Source organism: Actinokineospora auranticolor (assembly GCF_041897805.1).
In the GTDB taxonomy this organism is placed as follows: Bacteria; Actinomycetota; Actinomycetes; order Mycobacteriales; family Pseudonocardiaceae; genus Actinokineospora; species Actinokineospora auranticolor.
The window spans coordinates 5,185,039-5,206,407 of sequence record NZ_CP154825.1; the positions used below are offsets into that span (position 1 = coordinate 5,185,039).

At 75.7% G+C, this 21,369-nt stretch carries 16 protein-coding genes; 10 read left to right on the forward strand and 6 right to left on the reverse strand.

Features of this window, described 5'->3' with window-relative positions:
• Positions 1-3: 3 nt before the first annotated feature.
• Positions 4-1,524, reverse strand: a complete 1,521-nt coding sequence (locus tag V5P93_RS22495) for a hypothetical protein (RefSeq protein ID WP_104478905.1) — start codon at positions 1,522-1,524, stop codon at positions 4-6.
• A gap of 159 nt (positions 1,525-1,683) precedes the next feature.
• On the opposite strand from V5P93_RS22495, the gene V5P93_RS22500 reads away from it, so the two are divergent.
• Positions 1,684-2,739: a chitinase gene (locus V5P93_RS22500; RefSeq protein ID WP_104478904.1), complete on the forward strand. Its 1,056-nt coding sequence runs from the start codon at positions 1,684-1,686 to the stop codon at positions 2,737-2,739.
• Positions 2,740-2,793: 54 nt separating this feature from the next.
• On the opposite strand, the gene V5P93_RS22505 is transcribed toward V5P93_RS22500, so the two are convergent.
• The 5 genes from V5P93_RS22505 to V5P93_RS22525 form a co-directional block, all read right to left on the reverse strand.
• Positions 2,794-4,269 (reverse strand): PLP-dependent aminotransferase family protein, encoded by a 1,476-nt coding sequence (locus V5P93_RS22505; protein WP_104479058.1) that lies wholly within the window; start codon positions 4,267-4,269, stop codon positions 2,794-2,796.
• 75 nt (positions 4,270-4,344) lie between these two features.
• Positions 4,345-6,441: an ATP-binding domain-containing protein gene (locus tag V5P93_RS22510; RefSeq protein ID WP_104478903.1), complete on the reverse strand. Its 2,097-nt coding sequence runs from the start codon at positions 6,439-6,441 to the stop codon at positions 4,345-4,347.
• Positions 6,442-6,517: 76 nt separating this feature from the next.
• A complete protein-coding gene (locus tag V5P93_RS22515) occupies positions 6,518-9,460 on the reverse strand; it encodes a LuxR family transcriptional regulator (protein ID WP_219823958.1) in 2,943 nt (980 codons plus the stop codon).
• 69 nt (positions 9,461-9,529) lie between these two features.
• Entirely contained in the window at positions 9,530-9,784 is a 255-nt protein-coding gene (locus V5P93_RS22520; RefSeq protein ID WP_104478901.1) for a hypothetical protein, read from the reverse strand.
• 130 nt (positions 9,785-9,914) lie between these two features.
• Positions 9,915-12,980, reverse strand: coding sequence for a type 2 lanthipeptide synthetase LanM family protein (locus V5P93_RS22525; protein ID WP_219823957.1), 3,066 nt, complete (start codon positions 12,978-12,980; stop codon positions 9,915-9,917).
• A 279-nt stretch (positions 12,981-13,259) separates the two neighbouring features.
• On the opposite strand from V5P93_RS22525, the gene V5P93_RS22530 reads away from it, so the two are divergent.
• Genes V5P93_RS22530 through V5P93_RS22570 form a run of 9 tightly spaced genes read left to right on the forward strand, consistent with a single transcriptional unit; the run spans position 13,260 to position 21,368 of the window.
• Positions 13,260-14,711, forward strand: coding sequence for an AMP-binding protein (locus tag V5P93_RS22530; protein WP_104478900.1), 1,452 nt, complete (start codon positions 13,260-13,262; stop codon positions 14,709-14,711).
• 12 nt (positions 14,712-14,723) lie between these two features.
• Positions 14,724-14,990, forward strand: a complete 267-nt coding sequence (locus V5P93_RS22535) for an acyl carrier protein (protein WP_104478899.1) — start codon at positions 14,724-14,726, stop codon at positions 14,988-14,990.
• A gap of 2 nt (positions 14,991-14,992) precedes the next feature.
• Positions 14,993-15,994, forward strand: a complete 1,002-nt coding sequence (locus tag V5P93_RS22540; protein WP_219823956.1) for a hypothetical protein — start codon at positions 14,993-14,995, stop codon at positions 15,992-15,994.
• Positions 15,987-16,802, forward strand: a complete 816-nt coding sequence (trpA, locus tag V5P93_RS22545) for a tryptophan synthase subunit alpha (RefSeq protein ID WP_104478898.1) — start codon at positions 15,987-15,989, stop codon at positions 16,800-16,802. The genes V5P93_RS22540 and trpA overlap by 8 nt, the downstream gene beginning before the upstream one ends.
• Positions 16,799-17,953, forward strand: coding sequence for an acyl-CoA dehydrogenase family protein (locus V5P93_RS22550; RefSeq protein ID WP_104478897.1), 1,155 nt, complete (start codon positions 16,799-16,801; stop codon positions 17,951-17,953). The genes trpA and V5P93_RS22550 overlap by 4 nt, the downstream gene beginning before the upstream one ends.
• A complete protein-coding gene (locus V5P93_RS22555) occupies positions 17,950-18,657 on the forward strand; it encodes a transglutaminase family protein (protein WP_104478896.1) in 708 nt (235 codons plus the stop codon). Before V5P93_RS22550 ends, V5P93_RS22555 begins: the two co-directional genes overlap by 4 nt.
• Positions 18,654-20,045, forward strand: coding sequence for a TrpB-like pyridoxal phosphate-dependent enzyme (locus tag V5P93_RS22560; RefSeq protein WP_104478895.1), 1,392 nt, complete (start codon positions 18,654-18,656; stop codon positions 20,043-20,045). The genes V5P93_RS22555 and V5P93_RS22560 overlap by 4 nt, the downstream gene beginning before the upstream one ends.
• A complete protein-coding gene (locus V5P93_RS22565) occupies positions 20,038-20,694 on the forward strand; it encodes an N-(5'-phosphoribosyl)anthranilate isomerase (protein WP_104478894.1) in 657 nt (218 codons plus the stop codon). The genes V5P93_RS22560 and V5P93_RS22565 overlap by 8 nt, the downstream gene beginning before the upstream one ends.
• The gene (locus V5P93_RS22570) at positions 20,691-21,368 is read left to right on the forward strand and encodes an indole-3-glycerol phosphate synthase (RefSeq protein ID WP_104479055.1); all 678 of its coding nucleotides are present in this window, start codon (positions 20,691-20,693) and stop codon (positions 21,366-21,368) included. Before V5P93_RS22565 ends, V5P93_RS22570 begins: the two co-directional genes overlap by 4 nt.
• Position 21,369: the final 1 nt, after the last annotated feature.

Here is a 21,369-nt window from a genome sequence, read left to right on the forward strand (position 1 = left end):
GCCTCACTCGCGGCGCTGCAACAGGCTCGGGCCGACGATGCGCCGCGCGATCCGCCGGATCAACGGCTTCTTCCTGGCGGCGGGCCGGGCGTCGTCCTCGGGCACCGCGTCCAACTCGGGCACGGTCCCGGCCTCGGCGTCGACCGGGGCGGTGTCGGCGACGGTCGGGGTGTCGGTGGGCGGGGTGGCGCCGAGGTCGGGCACCGTCCCCGGCTCGGCCCGCACGGGGCTGAACCGCACGGTCGGATCGGCGGGCGCCACCGGCCGCGGCTGGACCGCGCGCGGACCGGAGCGGGCACCGGGCGGAACCGGCTGACCGGGCGCCGGGTGCGGGGCGGGCGGCTGCGCGGCGGGCGAACCGGAGCGGGCCCCCGGCTGACCTGGCCGGTCGACCGGGTGGGCCTCGGGACGCGGCCCCGGCTGCGGCGCGAAGGGCTGCCCGGGGTGGCCGCCCTGGTGGGAGTCCGACCACGGCCCCGGCTGGGGCGCCTGCGGTCGGGGTGACGGCTCGGGCCGAGGATTCGGCCGCGGGGCGGGCGCGCCCGCACGCGAACCGGCATCAGGTCCCTGCGGCACCGGCTGACCGGGGTACGGCTCGGGCTGCTGGACCGAGTGCGCGCCGGAGCGCGACCCGGGCCGGGGCGTTGAGGGCTGCCCGGTGTGCGACTCGAGCGGCGCACCCGCCCGCGAACCCCAGTCGGGCTCCTGCGCCTCCGGCCGCGAGTCCGACCACGACGCGGGCTGCGCGGAGCGCGGACCCGGCTGGGGGGCGGGCGGCTGCACCGGGTGCGCGCCGGAGCGCGACTCGACACCGAGCCCCGGCACCCCCGCCTGAGCGGAACGCGACTCGGCACGGGGGCTCGACTGCGGATCGAACGACCGCACCGGGTGCGCACCCGAACGCGCACCGCTGTCGAGGCCCTGCGCGTCCGGACGCGACCCGGCCTGGGACACCGGCTGAGCGGAACGCGACTCGGGGTGCGGGCCCGGCTGCGCCGAGTACGCGCCGGAGCGCGACTCGACACCGGGGCCCCGCGTCTCGGGGCGGGGCCCGGCCTGCGGCTCGGGACGTGGGCCCGGCTGGGGGGCGGGCGGCTGCGCCGGGTGTGCGCCGGAACGCGCCCGCGGGTCGGGGTGTGACTCGAGTCGCGGCGCCGACGGCTGGTCGGCGCGCTCCCCGGCCTCCGTCGAGCGCGCTTGGGCGCGGTGCGGGCCGGAGCGGGTGCCCGGCTGCTCACCCGCCGCGAGGGCGTCTTGGCGGGACAGCTGCACCGTCTCGTTCGGCACGCCCGCGGGCGCGGTCGGCCGGGACGGGCGCGGGGCCTGCTCGGCGGCCTCCACGGGAACGTGCGGCGCGAAGAGCTGGGCACCGGACAGCGGCGCCTGCGGCGCGGCCTCGGCGGTGGGCTGGTCGGCGGTGCGACCGGCCAGCGGCGGCCTCGGGGTGGGGACGGTGGGCCTGCCGGGGACCTGCTGCTGCTCCTCGGACGAGTGCGGGACGGGACGCGGGGTCGGGTTCGGCACCCCTGGATCTTGCCAAACGGGTGACGGCGCCGCCATCGCGGGTCCACCGGTCGGCGAAGATACTCGATCGTCGATATGGCAAACACGCTTGGTGGACTTCATCCGCGCCCAGTGCTCGAATTGAGTAACCATTCGATCACACAGGGTACAGGAGTGGACATGTCACGTCGGGGAAAACGTGCGCTCGTCACCTGTCTGGCACTCGCCGCCGTCGGCCTCTCGGTCCACGCGGCCGACGCGGCGCCCGGGTCGGCGGGTGACGTGTGCGCGGTGAAGTCGAAGCCGGCGGGCAAGGTGCTGCAGGGCTACTGGGAGAACTGGGACGGCGCCGCGAACGGCGTGCACCCGCCGTTCGGCTGGGTGCCGATCAACGACTCCCGCGTCGCCCAGAACGGCTACAACGTCATCAACGCCGCGTTCCCGGTCATCCGCGGTGACGGCACCGTGCTGTGGGAGGACGGCATGGACGCCACGGTCAAGGTGTCCACACCGGAGCAGATGTGCGCGGCGAAGGACCAGGGCGCCACCATCCTGATGTCGATCGGCGGCGCGGCGGCGGGCATCGACCTGAACTCGACCGCGGTCGCGGACAAGTTCGTGGCGACGGTCGTGCCGATCCTGAAGAAGTACAACTTCGACGGCATCGACATCGATATCGAGACCGGCCTGACCGGCAGCGGGAAGATCACGCAGCTGTCGGCGTCCCAGTCGAACCTGATCCGGATCATCGACGGCGTGCTCTCCCAGATGCCCGCCAACTTCGGCCTCACCATGGCCCCAGAAACCGCTTACGTGACCGGCGGCAGCGTCACCTACGGCTCCATCTGGGGCGCGTACCTGCCGATCATCAAGAAGTACGCCGACAACGGCAGGCTCTGGTGGCTCAACATGCAGTACTACAACGGAAGCATGTACGGCTGCTCCGGTGACTCGTACCAGGCCGCGACGGTGCAGGGCTTCAAGGTGCAGACCGACTGCCTGAACAAGGGCCTCGTCATCCAGGGCACCACGATCCGCGTGCCGTACGACAAGCAGGTCCCGGGCCTCCCCGCCCAACCGGGCGCGGGTGGCGGCTACATGTCGCCGTCGCTGGTGTCGCAGGCGTGGAAGAGCGTCGGCGGCCAGCTCAAGGGCCTGATGACCTGGTCGTTCAACTGGGACGGCTCGCGGAGTTTCTCCTTCGGCCGCAACGTGAAATCGCTACAGGGCCGCTGAGCCGGGTGGTCGGGGTGGTCCGCTCGGACCGCCCCGACCCAGCCCGGAACCGCGCTAGATCACCGGCTTGTTCGTGTCCGTGACGGGTCCGTGCCGCTGCAGGTCGGCCCACGCCCTGGCCAGCCGCCGGACAAGCTCCGTGATCGTGTCCGTGCGGAAGGTGAACGGCAGCCGGATGTGGTCGTCGTGGGCGCCGCTCGGGTCGGTGGCCGAGCCCGGCACCACCTCCACCCCGTGCCGCAGCGCCACCTGGGCGAAGATCTGCGCGCTCGTCCCCGGCAGCGCCACCCACAGCGCCGAGCCGCCGTCCGGGCTGCGCCAGCGCCACTGGGGCAGGTTTTCCGCGAGCAGCGCCTGCAGGTGTTCCAACCTGGCCCGCAGCACTTCCCCCCGGGCGGCCGCGATCTCGTTGAGGCGGGGTAGCAGGCGGGCGGACAGGGCCTGGTCCAGGACCGGGCTGCCCAGGTCCGCGCGGACCTTGTACCGCGCCAACCGGTCGACGATCGCCGCGGGACCGCGCACCCAGCCGATCCGCAGCCCGCCCCAGACGCCCTTGGCCATCGAGCCCACGGTCAGGATCTCGGCGTTGCCGCGGGCGTAGGCGCCGATGGGTGGGGCCGGTGCGTCGCCGCCGTGGAAACCGCTGTACGCGTTGTCTTCCAGGACGGGCACGTTGAAGCGGGCCGCGAGTTCCGCGACGCGCCTGCGTCTGCTCGCGGACATCAGGGTGCCGGTGGGGTTGTGGAACGTCGGCATCAGGTACGTGAGGACCGGACGCTCCTCGGCGAACACCGTCGCCAGCCGGTCGGGGCGCACGCCCTCGTCGTCCAGCGGCACCCCCACGAGCCGGGCCCCCGCCGCGCGGAAGACGTCCAGGCAGCCGGGCCAACTCGGCGACTCGACGACCACCGTGCAGCCGGGCCGCAGGTACATCTGCGCGACCAGGCCGATCACCTGCTGCGCGCCCGTGGTCACCAGCACCTGGTCCGGGTCGGTGGGTAACCCCGCCGCCGTGTAGTGCTCGGACACCGCGTGCCGCAGCGGCGGGTAGCCGCGCGGGTGGTAGCCGACGTCGGCCATCAGGTCGGCCAGCTCCCCGTCGGCGAGGTCCCGGTACGCGGCCAGCAGTTCCGGTGCCGCGGGCTCCACGGCCAGCGCCAGGGAGATGATCGACCCCGGTCCGTCGACCAGCCGCTGGAAGATCGAGGTGGCCCGGCCGCCGGGGACCCGGCCGTCCGCGCCGGTGCCGTTGAGCCGGGGGCGGGCGCTGACCCGCGTCCCGCTGCCGCGCACGCTGTCGACCAGGCCCTTGCCGCGCAGCTCGTCGTAGGCGGCCACCACGGTGGCCCGGCTGACGGTGAGCAGCTTGGCCAGGTCGCGCTCGCTGGGCAACCGCTCCCCCGCGGGCAGGTCGCCCACCTCGATGCTCCTGGCCACGGCCCCGGCCAGCTTGCGGTAGAGCGGACCCCCCGCGGTCGTCCAGTCCCCGAGCAGCTCCACGAGGCTGTTCGCGTCGGCAAGGCGGTCCATGATCTCGACCGTACAGGGCACCGTCACCGCGAAACCGATCCACTTCGCGCCTGATTGGACTGGACCAGGCCATGATCACCCGGAGGTGGTCCGGTTACCCCGCTGTGGTATGCCCACCAGCTCGGCAGGTGGCTCGCCCGGGTGCACCACGCCGAGTCGACGGGTCGCGCGGGTCAGGGCCACGTAGAGGTCGTTGTGGCCGAGCGGGGTGTCGAGAACCCGCGCGGGGTCGACGAGCAGGGCGGCGTCGAACTCCAGACCTTTGGCCTGCCCCGGAGTGATCAACACCACTGCCTCGGTGAGGTCGGGCGGAGTGCGCAGCGACAGCGCGGTGGACAGCGGTGCCAGGTGCGCTTCCGGGGTGATGATCGCGAGCGTGCCGTCGGTGTGCGCGGCGACCTCCTCGGCCAGCGCTCCGGCCAGGTCGTCCGCGCGGACCCGCCACGGCCGCTCCCCCGCCGCGCGGACCGAACGGGGCGGGCTGAGGTCCGGGTGGCGCGCGGCGAGGACCTCGGCCGCCACCGCCATGATCTCCGCGGGCGTGCGGTAGTTGACGGTCAGCTCGGCCAGCCGCCAGCGGTCGTCGACGTGCGGCGCCAGCACCCGCGCCCACGACGAGGTGCCCGCCGCGGTGCCGGTCTGGGCCAGGTCGCCGACGACGGTCATGGACCGGCTGGGGCAGCGCCGCATCAGCATCCGCCACGCCATCTCCGACAGCTCCTGCGCCTCGTCGACCACCACGTGCCCGTACGCCTCGCCGCCACCGCCGTCGAGCAGCACCGCGGCCTCGTCGAGCAGCGGCACGTCCGCCGCGCTCCACCCGGGCCCCTCGACGAGCCCGTAGTCGGACAGCACGTCGGCCACCACGTCCGCCGGCAGCAGCGACGGCCACACCTCGTCGAGCACATCGGCCACGCCGGGGTCGGCGAACAGCGCGTCGCGCAGGCCGTGCCGGTCGGCCTCGTCGAGGACGCCGCGCGGCACCCCGATCTCCTCCGGCCCCACCACCACGCCCGCCGCCGCCAGCGCGCGCAGGTCGGCCGCGCCGAGGCTGCCGTCGGCGCTGCCGCCGTCGAGCGCGTTGCCCGCCTCGTCGAGCACGAGCGACTCCAACTGCTCGGCCAACCGCCCCGCGAGGATCTCCACGACCTCGTGCTGGAACACCGACCGGGCCACGTTGTGCGGCAGTCCGCGCGCCCGCGCCTTCGCGGCGGCGGCGCGGCAGTCCGACGGGGACAGCGCCAGCACCCGCTGCTCGAACTCGACCTCGACGGTCGCACCCGGGATCCGGACCCGCGACCGGATCTCGGCGGCCACCCGCGCCGCCATCTCGGCGCGGCCCTTGCCCGCGGCGGTGTCCGGGGTGTCCTCGCGGGTCACCTCGACGCCGGGGTACAGGTCGGCGGTGGTCGCGGTGACCACGCTGTTCTCGCCGAGTCCCGGCAGGACGTGGCCGATGTAGTCGAGGAACACCCGGCTGGGCCCGACGACCAGGACGCCCCGGGAGCGCAGGTGTTCGCGCGTGTAGAGCAGGTACGCCAGGCGGTGCAGCGCGACGGCGGTCTTGCCGGTGCCGGGTCCGCCCTGCACCACCAGGACGCCGCCGAAGTCGTCGCGGATGATCCGGTCCTGTTCGGCGCGCAGCGTGGTGACGATGTCGCGCATGCGGCCGGTGCGCTCGGCAGTGAGCGCGGCCATCAGCGCCGCCTCGCCGACCAACCCGCCGCCGTCGTCGGCCGCGGCGAACAGCTCGTCGTCCACGCCGGTCACCACGCGGGCGCGGGTCTCGATCCGCCGCCGCCCGCGCAGTCCTTGGGGGTCCGCGGCGGTGGCGGTGTAGAAGGGACGCGCGGCGGGTGCCCGCCAGTCCAGCAGCACCACGTCGTCGGTGTCGTCGTCGAAGAACGAGAACCGTCCGATGTGGACTGTATCGCCGCGGTCGGTGTCCAGCCTGCCGAAGCAGAGACCGTCCTCGACGGCGGCCAGCCGGGCCGCTTCGGCGCGCCACACCGCGGCGGCGTCGCGGTCACCCGACGCGCCCGCCAGCCGGCTGGCGGCCTCCGCCCGGGCCGCGTCCAGGCGCGCGTAGAGGCCCGTGACGTATTCCTGCTCGAATTCCAGTTCTGCGCGGGTCAAACCCCGACTCCCCACCGGTTCGCTGATCGACGACATCGAGGGTGCCCGCGCGCGCCGGTGAACACCAGTCTTGTGTTTCCCGACGCGTTCGCTCGAGGCGGCGAACCCGGGGTCAGACGGGTCCGGGGGTGATCACCCCGGCGGCGAACTTGCTCAGCGCGATCCGGTTCGGCAGGCCGGTCTTGGTGATCAGGCTGGACACGTGCTTCTCCACCGTGCGCTGCGACAGGTGCAGGTGGTCGGCGATCTCCCGGTTGCCCAGCCGGTCCACCAGCAGCCGCAGGACCTGGTACTCGCGCACGGTGATGCCCGCCGACCGCAGGGCCTGCGGGATGCCGGACACGCCCTCGCGGCGCTGCCCGATGCGCACCCCGCAGCGGCGCATCAGCGACCGGCAGGCACCGGCGACCGGGGCGACGCCCGCGCCGTGGAAGTACTCCTCCGCCGTGCGCAGCCAGTCGACGGGGGTGCCCCAGCCGTCGTCCAGGGCGGCCTCGGCGACCAGCCGCAGCCCGAGGTGGCGGCCCATGGCGTACGGGGCGCCGACGGCCAGCGCGTCGGCCACCGCGGCGGCGGCGCCGTCGGCGTCGCCGTCGCGGCCGAGCAGCACCGCGCGGCCGAACGCGGCGAGGTGCCGGTCCCAGCGCAGCCCCCCGGCGGGCGCCGAGGTGATCTCGTGGAAGCCCGCCGCGTCGAGGTCGCCCGCGAGCGCGCGCAGCAGCACGTTCAGGCCGTAGCGGCCCGCGAGGTGGAAGGTGGTGGGGTTGCGCTCCTCCGAGCGCTGCGCGTGGGCCAGTTCCTCCCCCGCCAGCGCCGGGTTCTCCTCCAGCAGCGCGCAGAACGCGCGGCCGAGGCCGTGCACGCGGGCGGCGTGCTGGTCGTGGTCGCCGCCCCAGTGGTCGAACTCGGCCAGCGCCCGGTCCATGTCGCGGCGGCTGCCCTGGTGCGCGGCGTGCACCGCGCGGTAGAGCAGCATGTACTGGGTCGTCTCCATCAGCCGCAGCCGGGTGGTGGCGGCGAGCACCTGGTCGATCAGGGCGCGGGCGGCGGTGAAGTCGGCGCGCAGGATCAGCTGCAGCGCGATGTTGACCTCGGCCTGGTAGCGGGCGGTGACCGCGCCGATCCGGGACGCCTGCTCGCGGGCCAGTTCGAGGCGTTCGGTGCCCGCGTCGCGCAGCGCGTCGTCGTGGCCCAGCCGGACCAGCGCGTGGATCTCCCAGATCGGCAGGTCGTGCCGCACGGCCAGGGCGCGGCTGTGCTCCAGCAGGGCGGTGGCCTCGGCCGGGTCGCGGGGCCGGGTCAGCGCGCCGAGCAGCTGCCAGGCCTGGCAGGCGACCGCGGGCATGGGCACGGCCTCGGCGATGATCGCGGCGCGGCGGGCCATCTGCTCGGCCTTGCGCAGCCGGTCCTCGCCCGGCACGTCGAGTTCCAGGTGCGCGGCGACCACGTCGACCGGCGCGATGTCCTCGGCGGCGGCGTCGGGGCCGAGCAGCGCGCGGGCGGCGGCGACCTGGCTGAGGCCGTCGGCGGCCCGGCTGGCGTGCACGGCGACCCAGGCGATGCGGGTGTGCAGCCGGGCCCGGCGGCGGGGTTCGAGGCCCGCGCCCATCTGGTCGAGGAAGGTCACCACGTCCAGCGCGCGGTCGATGAGCCCGGACTCGGCCAGCGCGTAGAGCTGGGTCTCCAGGGCGGCGGCGCGCGCCGCGGTGTCGTGCGCGAGCAGCTCCCAGGTCTTGTCCAGCAGGGTCACCGCGGACTGGGCGGCGCCCTGGGCCAGCGCGCGCCTGCCCGCCTCGGCGAACAGCGTGCCCGCGGCGGCCGGGTCGCCCGCGTCCAGGCGCAGCGCGGCGCAGAACTGGCACCACTCGCCGGGCAGTCCGGGGTAGACGGTGCCGACCGCGTCGGCGGCCGCGGCCGCGAGCCGGGCGCGGTCGGCCGGGGTGACCAGGGTGAGCGCGGCGTCCACGATGAGCTGGTGGCCGAAGGCGTACCAGTCGGGGGTCTGCTCGTCGGGCCCCACGAGCTGCGCGACCTGCTCGCCCTGCAACAGGTTCAGCAGCTCGCGGTAGTCCAGGCCGGTGATCGAGCGCACCACGGCGAGCGGGAAGCGCTTGCCCAGCACGGCGGCGGCGGTGATCACCTCGCGGGTGCGCGGCGGCAGCAGGTCGACGCGGCGGGCCACGCCGCGGACGAACCCGGCGGGCAGCGCGCCGCGCTGCCGCTCGTCCACCCGCCAGCCCCGACCGTCGGGGTCGCGGGCGAGCAGTCCGCTGTCGAGCACCGACCCGAGCAGTTCCTCCAGCCGGAACGGGTTGCCCGCGCTCCCGGCCCACAGCAGGTCGAGCGCGGGTTCGGGCACGGGACCGCCGTCGAGGGCGCAGTCGAGCAGGACCCGCAGGTCCTCGCGGCGCAGCGGGCCGAGGTCGACCACGGTGCCCTGGCCGCGCTGACCGGCGGCCCTGGCCAGTGCCATGGCCGGGCAGTCCTCGCCGCGGATGGTGCCCAGCAGCAGCGTGCCGCCGCCGTCCACGTCGCCGATGTTGTCGATCAGGTACTCGACCACGGCGAGGGTCTCGGCGTCGGCGTCCTGCAGGTCGTCGAGAACCATCAGGCAGCCGCGGCCCTGGCCCGCGAGCTCGGTCAGCCGCAGCACCGCCTCGGCGAGGATGACCAGCGAGCCCGCGCCGGGGTCGCCGCCCGCCCCGGTGGAGGCTGGCTCGCCCCAGTCCGGGATGAGCCGGGCCAGGATCGGCCGGTATGGACCCAAACGGGCCACGTCGATCGGGTCGCCGGTGCGCAGCAGGGAAAGCAGGGCCTCGGTGAGCGAGCGGAACGGCACCATCGGCCCGATGGCGCTGCCCCGGCCGCGCAGCAGCCGCATGTCGGCGGCGAACCCGAGGTCGACCGCGGCCGCGGCGAGGCGCGACTTGCCGATGCCGCTCTCACCCACGAGGAACATCGATCCGCCGCGCCCGCCGCGGGCCGCGCGTACCGCGTCGGCCACCGCGGTCAACTCGCCATCGCGTCCCACGACGACCGGAAACCGACTCCCCACGCCGCGCACAGTACCCACGGGCGCCGGCGGGGGTCCATCAAACGGTTATGGGACAAACGAGTGACCTGCTCAGAGCGGGACGACACAGCACGTGGTGCTGGGCGGGAAGTCCGCCAGCGCCGACGGGTCGTCGAGCACGCCGGCGAACCCGAGCGCGCCCGCCGCGCCCGCGGTCACCACCAGGCCCGCCAGCGCGGCGGCGCGCAGTCCGAAGGCCACAGCGGGGTTGCCCGCCAGCGCGCCGATCGGGTTCCGGACCGCCGCCGCGATGGCGGCCCCGGCGGCGTCGAGACGTCTGTCGACGGAAGTGGTGCGGTCGGACATTCGGGGTTCCTCCTCTGGTGGAAAACTGTGCCGGAAACGACCGCGCCGATTACCGGTGCGGGGTTTCCGTTCTCGCGCGGGTGCTTCCGTTCGGCGCACGCCCGCTTCGACCTCGGCGGTGAGCGGGCGCTCAGCCGCCGGGTTGCAGGAGCAGCACCGACGGGACGCGGTCGCGTTGCGCCAACCGCAGCAGCCCGTAACCGATCCCGGCCACGCCGTTGAGCAGGCCGGGGGTGGGCAGACCGCCGGGGGTGCCGCAGTGCGGTCCCCCGCGGTCGATGGCGGCCAGCACCAGTCCCGCGCGGGCGCGCGCGGCCCCGGCGACGGCCGGGTCGGCGCAGTGCGGGGCCAGGGTGGCCAGTGCCTCGGCGACGCCCAGTTCGCCGTGGCACAGGCTCAGGTCGCGCAGCACCGGCCGGGTGACCAGGCGGCGGGCGGCGGCGCGGGTCGCGCGGGTGTGGCAGGCGGGGTCGTCGTGGTCGAGCAGCGCGGTGCGCGCGGCGGCCAGCCCGGCGGCGCCGGAGCACCAGCCGACGCCCGGCCCGGAGCCCGCGCGGCGCAACAGGTCGGCGGCCACCCGGGCGGCGGCGGCGTCGCCCGTGCGGGCCAGCGCCCACCCGATGCCCGCCGCGCCGTCGGCGAACCCCGGCGGGGTACTCGTGTACCCGGCTCGCGCACTGTCCACTTCGGATTCCAGGGACTCCGGTCCCACCGCTGCCCGAAGCGCGTCGGTCACGCCGGTCGCGAGGGCGGTGGCGCAGTCGGCGGCGGCGCGGGCCGCGGTGGGGTCGCCGGTGTCGGTGTGCACGGCGCGCAGCGCGGTGGCGCAGCCCGCGAGGCCGTCCGACCAGCCCAGCGGGCCGGGGAGCGCGGCCGCGGCGGCGGCCAGCTCCGCCGCGTGCGCGGCCCAGCGGCGCAGGTCGGCGTCGTCGAGCAGGACACCGGCCCTGGCCAGGGCGTAGGCGATGCCGCCGAAGCCGTGCCAGCCGCCGCAGCCGATGACCGGCAGCAGGTCGGGGCGGGCGGCCACGGCGTCGAACAGCGCGGGCAGCGGCGCCAGCGCCCGCCGGGCCACCTCGCCGTAGCGGTCGATGCCGGTGCGCTCGGCCAGCTGCGCCAGGAACAGCGCCACCCCGGTGTAGCCGGTGGCCAGGCCCGCGCCCAGCGGCAGCACCAGCCACTGCCGGTCGTCGACGAGTTCCACGCCGAGCCAGTTGACCCGGCCCGCGCCCTCGATGCCGCGGGCCACGACCTGGTCGCCCAGGGCGCAGGCGGCGGCCAGCAGCCGCTCGGGGTCGGCGGCGCGACCGGCGGGCAGGTCCGGGCCGGGGGTGCCGCCGCGGTGGTCGCCGGGCGGGCGGCGGGTGGCCAGGGTGGCGGAGATGATCCACGCCTGGTCCCCGGCGGAGGCGGCGCCGGTGGCCGCGACGGTCGCCAGCGCCCGGTCCACGCCGCTGCGCCCGAGCGCGCCGGGGATCCGGTGCCCGGTGGTGGTCCACAGGTCGGTGCCGCCGGGGCGGGCGGTGAAGACCGGGACGTCCCCGGCCCACAGGTCGGCGATCTCGTGCGGGGCGAGCCGGGCGCGCAGCGGGTCGCCCGCGGCGGCGTGCCGCAGCACGTCGAAGGCGCGGTCGCGGTCGCGCGCGTCGCGCAGCAGGTCGGGGTGGGTGGACTCGGCCAGCAGCGACGCGTAGCCGTTGCTGGCCCGGACCACCACGCGGACCTCGAGGTCGGCGCTGGCCCGGACCAGCGCGGCGAACTCGCCGCGGTGCGCCACGATCGCGTCGTGCGCGGCGTGGAAGCCCTCCAGCAGGGCGGGCTCGTGGTCGCCGGGGTCGAGCTGGGCGTCGCCGAGGCGGGGCCGGTTGGCCGCGTCGGGGAACCGGCCGGGGACCCGGGTCGGCCGCATCCGGTCGGTGCCCGGGTCGGCCCAGCCGGTGACCGCGTCGGGGGCCGGGGCGCCGGGGTCGCCGCCCAGGCCGGAGATGTCGGCGGCGCCGTGGTCGCCGACGACGATCACCGGCAGCATCGAGGTCTGGTGCACCGAGTCGGCCAGCGCGGCGGCGGCCGGGTCGCCCGCCGCGGCCGGGCCGGGCAGGCTCGGGTGCAGCAGCGTCTCGACGTCCACCAGCAGCGGCTGGTCGGCGCGGGCGATGACGTTCTCGAAGTGGATGTCGGCGGCGTGCAGCACGTGCAGCAGCGCCAGCAGCGCGCCCTGCCTGCGGTAGAAGACGTCGGCGGCGGCCCGGTCGGCCAGCGGCGCCGGGGCGACGTGCTCCAGCCAGCCGTGGTCGCCGCGGGCCAGCACGCCGACCGAGGTCAGGCCCAGGCCCGGCACCCGCCGGTCCAGCAGGGCGACGAACTCGCCGAAGCGGACGTGCGCCCGCGAGTCGCGCGGCTGGTAGACCAGCCTGCGGCCGTCGGCGAAGGTCAGCACCGCCACCGAGCGGCCCCGGCGGTGCGGGTCGCCGCGCCTGCCGTCGACCGCCACGACCGGGCCCGGGTCCGCGCCGTCGAGCAGGGTCGCGGTGAGCTCGGCGCGGTCGGCGGCGAGGTGGTCGAGCAGTTCGCGGCAGGCGGTGACGGCGTGGTCGGCGGCCTGGCCGAGCAGGCGGGCCAGCACGGGCAGCTCGGCGCACAGCGCGACCAGGGCGGCGGGCGCGGCGGCGGCGGCGAGGAAGGACCGGTACCGGGCGCGGCTGTCACCGCCGGGCAGGTCACCGGAGTCGGCGGCGCGGCGCAGGCGCTCGACGAGGGAGCGCGCGGCGAGCCCGGCCAGCTCGTGGCCGAGCCGGTCGGCGAAGCCGTCGAGGACGGCGGGCATGGCCACCAGGTCCGCGTCGAGGTGCCCGGTCGCGGCCCGGACGCGGTCGCGGGCGTCGGCGACCAGCGGCCACAGCACGGCGGCGAAGTCGACCCGCCAGTCCGCACCGGACACCGCCCGCCCGGTCCGGGGCGCGGTGACGGCGCGTTCCACGGTGTCGACCCAGGACGGCCGGGCGGGCGGGTCGGTCCGCAGTGGAAGGGCGCGGGACGCGGCGCGGGCGGTGCCCGCGGCGATGCGCTGGCCCGGCACGGCGGGTTCCGGGGCGTCGGCGCGCTCGTGGGGCGCCAGGCCCGGCACCCACCAGTGCGGGTCGGGGAACTCGACGCGCAGGTCGGTGTGGTCGGCGGTGTGGTCCACGTGTCCGGTCACGGCACGGAACGTTGTCACGCGGTGGACTCGTCGTCATGGGTGGAAACCACGCAGATTCCGGGCCACTCCGGCCGGTCCCGCGGCGTCGCGGTTGTGCGGTCCCGTGCGGCCGGTGGGTGTCCGGCGGGGTCGCGGGGAACGGCCCGAGCGGAAATTGGGTAGTGGACACCCATGCCGAACACCCCCTCGCGCGCCTAGCTTGAGCCGTCCGCCGGACAGGTTCCCCACTCACCCGACCGGTGGACGTCCCCACCGGTCACGGCTCGCGAGGTCCCCACCATGCCGACACACGCCGACCCCCCACCGGCCCACCGGGGTCCTTCCCCGACGGCCCTGCGGATCCTGGCCCGGGCCCGGTCGCGACCGGACGCGACCGCGCTGGTGTGGCGCGGTACCGGGATCTCCTACCGCGAGCTCGGCGATCGGGCAAGCCGGGCGGCCGGGCGGTTGGCGGAGCCGCCGGGGTACGGGCCGGTCGCGGTGGTGGCGGAGAAGTCCCCGGACACCATCGCGCTGCTGCTGGCCCTGCTGGCGGCGGGGCGGCCGTTCCTGCTGCCGTCGCCGACGCTGGCCGAACCGGTGCTGCGCAGGCTGACCGACGCGGCGGGGTGCGTCGCCACACTGTCCACAGTGGAGTACGCTGGCCCGGCCGCGGCCCCGGCGACCGGGCCGCCCCAGGACGGTGTCACGTTCATGCTCACCACGTCCGGCTCGACCGGGGTGCCCAAGGTGGTCCCGCTGCGCGGTTCCGCCGTCGACCGGTTCACCACCTGGGCCGCCGCGCGGTTCGAGATCGGTCCACGCACGACGGTGCTGAGCTACGCGCCGCTCGAGTTCGACCTCTCGCTGCTCGACGTCTGGGCGACCCTGGTGGCGGGTGGGACGGTCGTGCTCGTCGAGCGGGAGCGGGCGACCGCCGCCGGGTACCTCGCCGACCTGCTGCGCCACGTCGACGTGGTGCAGGCCGTGCCGATGCTCTACCACCTGCTCGCCGAGCACGGCGGTATCGCCGACCTGCCCGCGCGGCACGTGATCGCGACCGGCGACACCCTGCCCGACCGCACGCTCGCCGCGCTGCCCGAGCTGTTCCCGCGCGCCCGCCTGTACAACCTGTACGGCTGCACCGAGACCAACGACAGCTTCCTGCACGAGCTGGACCCGCGGGCCCGGCCGGTCCCGCTCGGCACGCCGGTCGACGGCGTCCGCTCGGTGCTGGTCGACGCCGACGGCGGGCTCGTCACCGGGCCCGGGGTGGGCGAGCTGCTGGTGCACACCCCGTTCCAGACCGACGGCTACCTCGACCCGGAGCTCACCGCGGCGAAGTTCACCGAGCTGGGCGACGGGTCGCGCTACTTCCGCTCCGGCGACCTGGTGCGCAGGCACCCCGGCGGCGCGCTGACCCTGGAGGGCCGCACGGACTTCCAGGTGAAGGTGCGCGGCGTGCGGGTCAACGCGCAGGCCGTGGAGCGCGCCCTGCTGGAGCACGACGACGTCACCGAGGCCGTGGTGCTGGCCGTGCCGCACCCGGTGGCGGGCAACACCCTGCACGCCGTGGTGCGCGCGCACGGCGTCGACAGCCTCACCCTGCGCAGGCACTGCGCGGCCCGGCTCGCGCTGGCCGCCGTGCCCTCGGCGTTCACCTTCGCCGACGAGCCGCTGCCCCGGACCGGCACCGGCAAGCCCGACCGCGGGCGGATCGCCCGCGACCACGTCAACGCAGTCGTCAAGTGAGACGAGGACGAGATGCCCCAGACCGCAGCGGACCCGACCGGGGAGGTCACCCGGTTCGTGCTGACCGAGTTCCTGCCCGACGTCGCGGCCGACCGGCTCGACCCCGACGAGGACCTGGTGGCGAGCGGGGTGATCGACAGCCTGGGCCTGCTCAAGCTGATCGCCTGGCTGGCCGACCGGTTCGCGGTGCCGGTGGACGAGGTGGACCTGGACCCGGACGCGTTCCGGTCGGTGGCCGCGATCGCCGCGTTCGTGACCGCCACCGCCGGGCGGGGCTGAGCGTGTCCGCCCTGCTGGCGCGGCTGACCCGGCGCGACGGGCCGGTGGAGGTCGGGCAGTGGCGCACCTTCGTCGACCGGCTCGCCGCGCGCCGCCTGGCCCGCGGCGAGGCGGCGGCGGTGCTGGCGTCGCTGTCCACCGCGATGCCCGACCTGGCGACGCTGACGGCGCTGTTCGAGGCGCTGCGCGAGCGCGGCGCGCACCGGCGCGTGGCCTACCCGGGGACGGTGAACATCGTCGGCACCGGTGGCGGTCCGCCGACGTTCAACATCTCCACGGCGGCGGCGTTCGTCGCCGCCGCGACGGGCGTGCGGGTCATCAAGACCGGGTCGCGCGCCTACACCAGCCGGTTCGGCTCGTTCGACCTGCTCGACCGGCTCGGCGTGCCGCCCGCGCGGTCGCACGCGGAGCTGGCGGCGTCGCTGGACGGGTTCGGCATCGGGTTCGCCGGGTTCTTCGTGTACCCGCCGGAGATCGCCGCGCTGGCCAAGGAGATCCTGCCGCTGGACCTGCGCGCGGTGGGGCGGTTCGTCAACACCGTCGGCCCGTTCCTGCCGGAGATCGAGGTGCCCGCGCAGCTGACCGGCGTGTCCCGGGCGGAAGACCTGACCGCGCTCGCCGCGCTGGCCGAGCGGCGGACCTGGTTGTGCCACAACGACCTCGGCGCCGACGAGCTGCTGGCGTTCGCCGCCAACACCGTCCACTGCGCGCACCCGGACCCCCTCGACGAAGCCCCGCTCTCCCTCCCCGCCGACGGCCCGGGCGACGTCGACGACCTCGCCGCGCACACTGAGGCCGTGGCGTACTTCCGCGCGGTCCTGCTGGGCCGCGCGCCGAGCGCCGCGGTCCGCACGGTCTGCCTCAACGCGGCGGCCCTCGGCGTGCTGTCCGGCACCTTCCCCGACTGGGACGGCGCCCGCGCGGCCGCGGCCGAGGCGGTGACCTCCGGCGCGGCGGGCGACCTGGTCGCGCGCATGGCGAAGGCGGTGGCCGACCGTGGCTGACTTCTTCGCCGACCGGGGCGGGCGGGTCGGGTTGGCGTTCTACCTGACCGCCGGTGACCCACCGCTGGACACCCTGCCCGAGGTGGCCGCGGCGCTGGACGAGTCCGGTGTGGACTGCCTGGAGCTGGCCGTCCCGTTCCCCGACTCGGTCACCGACGGGCCGGTCGTGCGCGCGTCGGCGGACCGGGCGCTGCGCCGGGGCGTCGACGCGGCGGCCGTGTTCGCGGCGGTCCGGCGCGTGCGGCCCGGGCTGCGGCACACCCGGATCGCGCTGCTGGCCGACTGGAGCCACACCGTCCGGCCCGTGGGCATGGCCGAGTTCCTCGCCGCCGCGGCCGGGTGCGGCGCGGACGGGCTGCTGCTGCACGGGTTGCCACCGATCCTGCGCCGCGGGTACGCCGAGGACGCCGCCCGGGCCCGGGTCCCCGTGGTCGCCACCTGCTACGCCACCTCGTCGGAGGCCGTGCTCGCCGAAGCGGCGCGCGGCGCGTCGGCGTACCTCTACCTCGTCGCCCGCTACGGCCGCTCCGGCACCGCGCCCGAGGCGGGCTTCGGCCACCTGTCCCCCGTCATCACACGGTTGCGGCCCCGGACCACCGCGCCGATCGCGGTCGGGTTCGGGGTTCGCGACCGGGCCGACGTCGCGGCCGTCGGCGCGGCGGGCGCGGACGCGGCCGTTGTCGGCAGCGCCGCTGTCTCTCGCGCCGCGCGAGCGGTCGAGGACGGCACGGACATCGCCGCCGCGCTGAGCGACCTCGCCGCGGCGCTGCGGCCCGGAAACCAGTCACCGAAGGGAGCCCGACGATGACCAGCGGAACCACCGAGGCACCGACCGTCGAGGACCTGGTCGAGGGGGTGACCCGCTGGTGCGCGGCCTTCTCCGCCGGGCACCTCGAACGCGACGCCCGCGCCCGGTTCCCGCACGAGCAGTGGGCCCAGGTCTGCCGCAGCGACCTGCTGCGGCTGCCCTTCGACCCGGACCGGGGCGGTCTGGGGCGGGACCTGGTCACCACGATGCGGGTGCTGGAGGCGCTGGGTCGCGGCTGCCGCGACGGCGGCCTCAGCTTCTCGGTGTGCACGTCCATGGTCAGCGTCGGCGTGCCCGTCCAGCGGTTCGGCACCGACGCGCAGCGGGCCCGCTACCTGACCGGGATCTGCTCGGGTGAGCTGATCGGGGCGCACGCGATCACCGAACCCGACGGCGGCTCGGACGCGCTGGCCATGCGCACCACCGGCCGCCGCGACGGCGACGACTTCATCCTCAACGGCGGCAAGGCCTTCGTGACCAACGGCCCGGTGGCCGACGTCATCGTCGTCTACGCGCGCACTCACCCGGACGGCGGTCCCCTGGGCACCACGGCGTTCCTCGTCGACCGCGACACACCCGGTCTGGTGGTGGGCCCGCCGATCGCCAAGATGGGCCTGCGGACCTCCCCGTTCTCGGAACTGTCCCTTGAGGACTGCCGGGTGCCCGCCGACCGCGTCCTCGGCCGCGTCGGCTCCGGGTTCCTCGTGCTGGACCACGTGCTGAAGTGGGAGGTCCTGTGCTCGTTCGCGATCAGCCTCGGGGAGATGCGGCACCGGCTGGCGCGGTGCGTGGAGTACGCGGGGCGGCGCGCGCAGTTCGGCAGGCCGATCGGCGAGTACCAGGCGGTGTCGCACCAGATCGTGGAGCTGAAGGTCGGCGCGGAGACCACGGCGAAGTGGCTCTACGACACCGCCGCGAAGGTGCTGCGGGGTGAGCCCGTCACCACGGACCTGGCGATCACCAAGCTCGTCGCGGGCGAGGCCAACCTGGCGTCGGCGATGACCGCGGTGCGGCTGTTCGGCGGCAACGGGTACACCACCGAGTTCGGGCTGGAGAAGGACTTGCGGGACGCGGTGGCGGGCACGATCTACTCCGGCACGTCGGAGATCCAGCGCAACCGCGTCGCGGCCATGCTGGGGGTCGGCCGGTGACCGCCTGTCCCGGGCCGGGTTCCCTGGCCGCCACCGAGTTCCTCGACCACGGCGCGCCCGGGGTCCGGCACTTCGCCGCGCAAGCCCTTGAGGGTGTCCCGGACACCGACCGGGACCGGGCCGTCGCGCTGTACTACGCGGTGCGCGACGGCATCCGGTACGAGGTGTACGGCGCCGACCTCTCCCGCGCCGGTCTGCGCGCGAGCAGCGTCGTGGAGGCCCGTTCCGGCATGTGCCTGCACAAGTCCGTGCTCTACGCCGCCGCGTTGCGGTCGGTCGGCGTGCCCGCCCGGCTGGTGCTCACCGACGTCCGCAACCACCTCGCCTCCGACCGGCTGCGCGAGTTGGCGGGCGGGGACGTGTTCACCTACCACTGCCTCACTTCCGCGCACCTCGACGGCCGTTGGCTGCGCGCGACGCCGGTGTTCAACCGGACCCTGTGCCGCCTCTACCGCCTGGACCCGCTGGAGTTCGACGGCACCGCCGACAGCGTGCACCACCCGCACGACCGGTCCGGCAGGCGCCACATGGAGTTCCTGCGCGAGCACGGCGAGTTCGACGACCTGCCGCACGCGCGGGTCGTGGCCGGGCTGCGCGCGGCCCACCCGAGGTTGTTCGACGGCCCCACCACCCCGACCACCGACACCCTCACCGCCGGCTCCCTCGTCGCCGAGGCGACCGACCCACCAGGAGCGCCCCGATGAGCGAGCACGTCAAGTACCTGCTGTCCGAGGACGACATCCCGCGCACCTGGTACAACCTGGCCGCCGACCTGCCCGACCCGGCGGCCCCGCGGCACCCGGGGACGGGCGCGGACATCACGGTCGACGACCTGCTCGCGATCATGCCGGAAGCGTTGGCGCGACAGGAGTTGAGCCGCGAGCGCGAGATCGGGATCCCGGACGGGGTGCGGGACGTCTACCGGCAGTGGCGGCCCTCGCCGCTGTACCGGGCGCGGCGGTTGGAGCGCGCCTTGGACACGCCCGCGCGGATCTACTACAAGTACGAGGGTGTCAGCCCGTCCGGCAGCCACAAGCCGAACACCGCTGTCGCGCAGGCGTACTACAACCGGCGGGCCGGGATCACCCGGCTGGCCACCGAGACCGGCGCGGGCCAGTGGGGGTCGTCGCTGGCGCTGGCGGGCGCGCTGTTCGGCCTCGACGTCGACGTCTACATGGTGCGGGTCAGCTACGAGCAGAAGCCGTACCGGCGGATGCTCATGGAGACCTACGGCGCGCGGTGCGTGCCCAGCCCCAGCCCGGAAACCGCGGCCGGGCGCGCGGTGCTGGCCGCGGACCCCGACAGCCCGGGCAGCCTGGGCATCGCGGTCTCCGAGGCCGTCGAGGTGGCGGGGGCGGACCCGGGCACCAGCTACGCGGGCGGCAGCGTGCTCAACCACGTGCTGCTGCACCAGAGCGTCATCGGCCAGGAGGCCATCGCCCAGTTCGCGCTCGCCGACGACAACCCGGACGTGGTGATCGGGTGCGCGGGCGGCGGCAGCAACCTGGGCGGACTCGCGTTCCCCTTCCTGGGCAGGAAGTTGCGTGGTGGGCCCGAGGTCCGGATCATCGCGGCCGAACCCGCCGCCTGCCCGACGCTGACCCGGGGCACGCGGGCCTACGACTTCGCCGACGCGACCGGGTTGACGCCGCTGCTGCGGATGCACACCCTCGGCCACGGGTTCGTGCCGCCGCCGCTGCACGCGGGTGGCCTGCGCTACCACGGCATCGCGCCGCTGGTGAGCGCCGCCGTGGCGGCCGGGCTGGTGGAGCCGGTCGCGGTCGCGCAGACCGACAGCTTCGCCGCCGGGGTGCGGTTCGCGCGCGCGGAGGGCATCGTGCCCGCGCCGGAATCCGCGCACGCGGTGGAGGTCGCGGTGCGGGAAGCGTCGCGGTGCCGGGAGGAGGGCGTCGGCCGGACCATCCTTTTCGGACTCTCCGGGCACGGGCACTTCGACCTGGGCGCGTACGAGCGGCACTTGGCGGGCGCGCTGCGGGACGAGCCGCACGACGAGGCCGGGGTGCGCGCGGCGCTCACCGCAGTGCCAGGACTCGCGGCGGCCACCGACCTGGCGGGACTCGCGGATGTCTGAACCACTGGTGAAGGTCTGCGGTGCCACCGCGCCCGCGGACCTCGCCCTGCTCGGCGCGGCGGGCGCTGACCTGGTCGGCCTGTGGTGGCGGGTGCGCGGCGGGCACGCGGACCTGTCCCGGGCGCAGGTCGTGGCGCTGGCGGGCGCGGGTGGGCCGCGGCCGGTGCTGGTGACCTTCAGCGGGGACGCGCGCGGCGTGCTCGACGTCGTGCGGCGGTCGGGGGTGCGGTGGGTGCAGCTGCACGGGTACCAGCCGCCGTCGGTGGTGCGCGCGTTGAAGGCCGAACCGGGGCTGACCGTCGTGAAGGTCCTGCACCTGCGCGGAACCGGGTGCGTGGAGCGGCCGTTGCTGGCCGCCTACGAACGCGCCGGGACCGACTGCTTCCTGCTCGACGCCGTCGGCCCGGACGGCGCGCTGGGCAGCACCGGCCGCACGCTGGACGAGGCGGCCGTGCTGGCGGTCGTCGCGGAGACCTCCCGCCCGTTCCTGCTCGCGGGCGGGCTCTCCGCGGCGAACGCAGGCAATTTCGCGGCCGTGCGGGCACACCCCCGGTTCGCCGGGATCGACGTGGACTCCGGCGCGCGCGACCGGTACGGCCGGTTCTGCCGCGAGCGGGTGCTGGGGCTGCGGCGGGGGTGGACGCGGTGAGCGGGTTCGTCGCGGCGCTGCTGGGCGCGCGGGTACCGGTGATCGCGGAGGTCAAGCCGACCGACGGCCGCGGCGCGGCGCTGCTCGGCGCCCGGTCGCCGGTCGAGTTGGCCGGTGCGTACGAGGCGGCGGGAGCGCCGTGCCTGTCGGTGGTGACCGGGCGGTGGTTCGGTGGGAGCCCCCGGCTGCTGGCCGACGTCGCCGGGCGCAGCGGGCTCCCGGTGCTGCGGAAGGACTTCCTGACCCGCGACCGGGACCTGGTGGCGACGCGGGAACTCGGGGCGTCGGCGGTGCTGCTGACGGCGGGCCTGTTGCCGCGCTCGGTGCTGGGGTCGCTGGTCGACAAGGCCCTCGGGCTGGGGTTGACGCCGTTCGTGGAGGTCACGTCGGAGGCGGAGATCGCGGCGGTGCGGCACCCGGCGGACTGCGTGATCGCGGTGAACAACAAGGACATCCGGGGCCGTGAGCAGGGTGTGCCGGACCTGGCGCGGAGCGAGCGGTTGCTGCCCGCCGTGGTCGCCACCGGCTGCCCGTGCCCGGTGAGCGCGAGCGGGATCTCCCGACCGGAGGACGCGGCGCGGCTGCTGGGCGCCGGTTTCGCGGGAGTATTGGTGGGGACGGCGTTGTTGCGCGCCCCGAACCTGGCGACCTGGCTGGCGGAGGTGCCCCGGTGAC

What these genes read in the sequence shown, in the direction of transcription:
- V5P93_RS22535 (WP_104478899.1), top strand. Translation starts at nt 14,724, where the DNA reads ATGCCCCAGACCGCAGCGGACCCGACCGGGGAGGTCACCCGGTTCGTG.
- V5P93_RS22560 (WP_104478895.1), top strand. Translation starts at nt 18,654, where the DNA reads ATGAGCGAGCACGTCAAGTACCTGCTGTCCGAGGACGACATCCCGCGC.
- V5P93_RS22565 (WP_104478894.1), top strand. Translation starts at nt 20,038, where the DNA reads ATGTCTGAACCACTGGTGAAGGTCTGCGGTGCCACCGCGCCCGCGGAC.
- V5P93_RS22550 (WP_104478897.1), top strand. Translation starts at nt 16,799, where the DNA reads ATGACCAGCGGAACCACCGAGGCACCGACCGTCGAGGACCTGGTCGAG.
- V5P93_RS22520 (WP_104478901.1), bottom strand. Translation starts at nt 9,784, where the DNA reads ATGTCCGACCGCACCACTTCCGTCGACAGACGTCTCGACGCCGCCGGG.
- V5P93_RS22500 (WP_104478904.1), top strand. Translation starts at nt 1,684, where the DNA reads ATGTCACGTCGGGGAAAACGTGCGCTCGTCACCTGTCTGGCACTCGCC.
- V5P93_RS22510 (WP_104478903.1), bottom strand. Translation starts at nt 6,441, where the DNA reads ATGTCGTCGATCAGCGAACCGGTGGGGAGTCGGGGTTTGACCCGCGCA.
- V5P93_RS22505 (WP_104479058.1), bottom strand. Translation starts at nt 4,269, where the DNA reads ATGGACCGCCTTGCCGACGCGAACAGCCTCGTGGAGCTGCTCGGGGAC.
- V5P93_RS22530 (WP_104478900.1), top strand. Translation starts at nt 13,260, where the DNA reads ATGCCGACACACGCCGACCCCCCACCGGCCCACCGGGGTCCTTCCCCG.